Origin of the sequence: Paraglaciecola sp. 20A4, assembly GCF_011378905.1 — a bacterium.
In the GTDB taxonomy this organism is placed as follows: domain Bacteria; phylum Pseudomonadota; class Gammaproteobacteria; order Enterobacterales; family Alteromonadaceae; genus Paraglaciecola.
This window is the reverse complement of sequence record NZ_WTPY01000061.1, coordinates 1-3,236: the sequence shown is the minus strand read 5'-3', so window position 1 is coordinate 3,236 and position 3,236 is coordinate 1. Positions and strand designations below refer to the sequence as shown.

Annotated in this window: 4 protein-coding genes and 1 pseudogene; 2 read left to right on the top strand and 3 right to left on the bottom strand. The window is 44.3% G+C overall.

Features of this window, described 5'->3' with window-relative positions; genetic code table 11:
• Window positions 1–245: 245 nt before the first annotated feature.
• Window positions 246–644: a DUF2787 family protein gene (locus GQS54_RS22765; protein WP_166426207.1), complete on the bottom strand. Its 399-nt coding sequence runs from the start codon at window positions 642–644 to the stop codon at window positions 246–248.
• Between the two features lie 117 nt (window positions 645–761).
• On the opposite strand from GQS54_RS22765, the gene GQS54_RS22760 reads away from it, so the two are divergent.
• Window positions 762–1,283 (top strand): hypothetical protein, encoded by a 522-nt coding sequence (locus GQS54_RS22760; protein WP_166426206.1) that lies wholly within the window; start codon window positions 762–764, stop codon window positions 1,281–1,283.
• Window positions 1,284–1,289: 6 nt separating this feature from the next.
• On the opposite strand, the gene GQS54_RS22755 is transcribed toward GQS54_RS22760, so the two are convergent.
• Together GQS54_RS22755 and GQS54_RS22750 are read right to left on the bottom strand one after the other, a co-directional pair.
• A complete protein-coding gene (locus GQS54_RS22755; protein ID WP_166426205.1) occupies window positions 1,290–1,766 on the bottom strand; it encodes a DUF6641 family protein in 477 nt (158 codons plus the stop codon).
• Window positions 1,767–1,783: 17 nt separating this feature from the next.
• Complete coding sequence (locus GQS54_RS22750; RefSeq protein ID WP_166426204.1) at window positions 1,784–2,953, bottom strand: ATP-binding protein; 1,170 nt, start codon at window positions 2,951–2,953, stop codon at window positions 1,784–1,786.
• A 2-nt stretch (window positions 2,954–2,955) separates the two neighbouring features.
• Between GQS54_RS22750 and GQS54_RS23380 the strand changes: the two are divergent.
• Window positions 2,956–3,075: pseudogene (locus tag GQS54_RS23380) on the top strand (IS30 family transposase); the annotation flags it as partial.
• Between the last annotated feature and the right edge of the window lie 161 nt (window positions 3,076–3,236).

Below are 3,236 nucleotides of genomic sequence, written 5' to 3'. Positions count from 1 at the left end.
GCCTGAACCTGATATTGAATCGGTGCTGCCATGGAATGTTAAGTTAGGCTAGACGTCTTTTACAAGACAGTTACTGTTGACGAGCTTCGATATGACTTTGATATATCCCAGGACACGCTCCCGCAAAAACTACGTACCAATACCTCTTCTTCGAAGACTTTGTGATTGTCATAAATGTTACTCCTGTAAACCGCAAGCTCAATTGCTTACTACCTCTGTTTACAGTTTTCTTATTTGCAGGCCCCTTATGACGAAATGTTTAACTTATAAACATGCATAGTTTGCCAATAATGCAAAAAGTTGCCTTCCCATATTTGATACATGTCGGATGCCTGCTCTATAGGGTAAATACCTAAAAAGTTTTGAAAAACGCCTGCTTGAAAATCAAAGTCTAATTCTTTAGCCAGACCACCCATGCCCAAATACGCGAAGTCTGTGATGTAGCAGAAATGCCATATTGTATCTCTGTTTTCTAACCTTATTTCTACGGGGTGAAAACCTCCGCTTTCGGGAGAGTAGGTAGGATCACGAAAGTTGATGGTTATCACATCGTTGTCGACGTTTTTAGGGATGATGCTAACTATTGCATCTGCGAGTGCCTTAGAGACAGGTAGAGCCAGCCCCTCATATTGAATATGGCTAATGATTTCTCTTTTAGGGTTTGGGTATATGAGTCAACGCATGCTCGAGTGTGTATTGCCTAATTTTGGAATGGCGCGCTGAATACTAATTTAACGGTACACAACTAAACGGAGTATGCCGTGTCCTTTCAATTCGATTTTTCTAACTTATCTTGTGAGCTATTACCGGAATGTACTCACATCCTGAGTTCACTTTTTGACCGTCATAATCATGGTGCTGGTGAGACGGAAATACAGTTATTCTCCTCTGGTTTTACGGGAGTGGATGATGAGAGCATTACTATTTGTTTCAGTGAACCAGATGGAATGTGGGTACACATTACAGGTATCGCTATCTTGACTTACTCCCATCATGTTCCTTCTATTTGCGCTCTGGCGAGTACAGCCTTTAATGAACAAGCGGTGCTAGAGATTCACGTGAATGAGCGAAACCAATCATTAGCAGAGCTCATTCAACATGTTCAGCAATTCATTATCTTTCATAGTGACAAAGACGAGGCTAACGACACTCTAGACCAACCTAATAACACCTGCGGCTTACCGATATTCTTTATTGAGGATGCACTGGATGAATTGCTGTTGAAGCGCAACGGGAAACCCAAAAAGGCTCTGTTTTTTTTAGAGCCTAATAATGAGGTTTAGCGCCACTTAGCTTTTACCGGATGTTTTGCTAGCAATGGACTTCGCCTGCGGCACTTTCTTCGCAGGAGTGATTTTGGCTAAGATGAAGGTATCTAGCTCGCCTTTTTCCACAGCCTGAATAACGGTTTCGATAGGTTTTGGGAGGTCGGTTTTATCACCCACATCGATGGCCGGCTTGCCTGCTTGGATATCAATCGGCTTGTTATTCACTTTCACTTCTAAGAAGTAATGCCCGTCGCTGTCGTAATACCACGGTTTAACTGAAACAGCGCGGCGCTGTTTGGTGCGCTCTCCCGTGACAGGGTCTTTCACCGTTTTCTCTCGATAGGCTTCAAAGGGTTTGCTTTCAAGCATGCAGTTTGCCATCTCTTGCTGTTGTTCTAACTTCTCGATGAGTTTCATGCGTTTGCCAATAATAGGAAGCTTTGGCTCAATTGTCGGGCGAGCAGTTACCTTGAGCGAGCTCAATACTGATGTAGTCATGTTGTTTACCTTTTAGGTTAGTGTGGTTTCGAAACGAAACCGATAGGGTGGTTGGGTTGCTTGTGACGGTTTTCTTCGATTAGCAAAGCCAATGCCTGCTGACGAAAATCACCATCGGGTTGAAACCGCATACGACGCGCAACGATTGCGAAGTCCCCTGCGGTTAATTGGGTCAGAGTAGATAGTTGGTGTTGTTCGAGCTGGGTTAACTGCTTAAGTGACAGCACACGCTTGAATAAAGTGATGCGCTGCTCATGTGTTAGGCATAAAGCCTCGATTTTGAAATCAAAGCGCCGTAGTACAGCCTTATCCAATAGCGTTGCGTAGTTGGTCGCCGCGAACACAGGCTGCTCAAAGCACTCAATTTGTGTTAATAGCTCATTGATAAGCTGTATGTTGTGCTGCTCAGTCACGCGTTCACGTGATACCAATATGCTATCTACTTCATCCAGTAATAACGCGTTGCCGCGCTGCTGTGCGTCATGAAATATGTTGGCTATGTTAGTTTCACTTTCGCCAATATATTTGCTTAAAATGTCAGAGCAGCGCACTGAAACAAGCTCTAAGTCATATAGCTGTGACAAGTAATGTGCGTACGCTGTTTTACCTGTACCAGGCTCACCTGATAGCAGTATGCGAACAGGTGCATGGTTCGTAAGAGCTGTGGCAATTTGTTTAACCGTTTCTTTACCCTGTTTGATATTTAACAGGCTCACATCAAACGGCATTTCAGATGTATAACGTAGCGGGGCGTCTAATAACGATGCCGCTTTGAGGGTGTTTTGAATAACGCCTGACACGACGAGCTCTGCTGATTGCCCCGTGCGCCCCATCGTTTTAGCTACATGGGCAGCATTGCCAATATGTGAGGGTGTTATGTTAGCGGTAGTGAGTAAGTTATCGATATAGGGTTGTTTCAGGCGCAATCCTTTAAACGCCTGCTTCGCTAACGGCTTAATGTATTTCCCTTCGATGGCACCGACTTCTTGCACAATTTTGAATCGCCTGATAAAGCTAGATTCAAGGCACATCACATGGTTGGTTATCCAAATGCACGGCACGGGGTTACTTTCCATTAAGCGGTGCAGAGTATCCTTTGCGAAGTACTGGTCGCTGTCCAAAAAAATGGACTCACACTCATCGACTACAAACATCGAAGTAGGGTGGTTAGCTAACATTCCTTGCATAGAGGACCGTTACAAACGAACAGGTCGCTGACGCGCAACGGGCACTTAACCTGAGGCCAAGAAAATGTCTTGGGTACAGACAACCGTTAGTTGTCTTCAATGAACTACGCCGCGCAGCTTAATTTAGCGAGAGGTGCACTTCGGAGTTGAATTCGCGCTTTTTGTGTCTCACTACTATAAAGCACGTTCTTCAGCAGTTTTATTACTCTTGGATTCAAAGAATAAGTGCATAACTTGAACGGGTAGAAAAAACGGTCAGCCGAATATATGCTAATCGCTTTTT